The organism is Variovorax sp. 10N432 (assembly GCF_056394465.1).
Genome location: NZ_JBFTHX010000120.1, coordinates 1 through 1,102, shown reverse-complemented (window position 1 = coordinate 1,102; position 1,102 = coordinate 1). Strand labels below are relative to the sequence as shown.

Below are 1,102 nucleotides of genomic sequence, written 5' to 3'. Positions count from 1 at the left end.
GGCGCGGGCGGATCGATCGCCGCGGCGAGCGTGCTGAACGCGCCGCCCGATGGCCAGACGCTGCTGGTGACGACCGGCAACGACATGATCCTCTCGCCCCTCGCGATGTCGCAGGTCAAGTACAAGCCCGAGAACTACCGGCTGTTGGCGACCATYCTGCCGACCGACTTCACGCTGGTCACGAGTGCCGAGCACGCCTTCGCCAATGTCGACGAGCTCATCGAGCATTCGAAGAAGSCGGGCAGCAAGGAGATGACGGTCGGCAGCTGGGGCTACGGCTCGGCGCCTTACCTCGTGGCGGCGGACTTTGGCGCCGCCACGGGTGCGCGACTGATGGACGTGCCCTACAAGGGCGCGGCGCCGGTCGTCCAGGCGCTGCTCAGCCGGGAGATCGACATGGCCTTCGTGCCGCTGGCGCCCAACGTGCTGGAGCTGGTTCGCACGGGCAGGATCAAGGCGATCGGTGTGGCGAACACCAAGCGCAATCCCTTCCTGGCGCAGGTGCCCACGCTGAGCGAGGGCAAATACCTCAAGAACTTCGTGTACAGCGCATGGGCGGCCGTCTTCATCCCGGCCTCGGCGCCTCCCGCTGCGGCGGCCCGCCTCAGCAAGGACTTGGCGGAGATCGTGAAGGGCGACGAATTCCAGCGCTTTCTTCGCGACTCGGCCGCGTTGCCTGTCGAACCCATGACGCTCGACCAGTCTGCGGCCTTCTACCAGCAGGAAGTCGAGAAGTTCCGCCGCATCGCCAAGCTCGTCAAGCTCGAACCACAGTAGCAGGAGTTTTCATGACCAACGCCCCCCAGTTGAAAGACATCTCGGTGACGACCTCCGTCCTTGCCTTGGACCACGTGAGGATCAACACGCCGAAACCCTATGCCGAAGTCAAGACCGCGCTCGAATCCAGGCTGGGCCGGCTCGACGACTCGATCCGGGACCTGTTGAAGAAGAACGAGATCGAAGCCGTGCGCGTCGCCCTGCAGAAGGCGGCGGGCGAAGACGGGCTCGCCATCCATTACGTCGGCCCGCACGGAGACTGGCTGGCGCTGAAAGGCAAACGCCGGAAAGCGACCGCGTACCTGATCGGCAATGTGCTGTACGC

1 protein-coding gene and 1 pseudogene are annotated in these 1,102 nt (G+C 65.0%); both read left to right on the top strand.

Annotated elements, in window-relative coordinates:
- Positions 1 to 777 (top strand): tripartite tricarboxylate transporter substrate binding protein (locus tag AC1DF3_RS36910; protein ID WP_478142801.1); only part of this gene is annotated, 777 nt, incomplete at its 5' end.
- A gap of 11 nt (positions 778 to 788) precedes the next feature.
- Positions 789 to 1,102, top strand: a pseudogene (locus AC1DF3_RS36905) (DUF302 domain-containing protein); the annotation flags it as partial.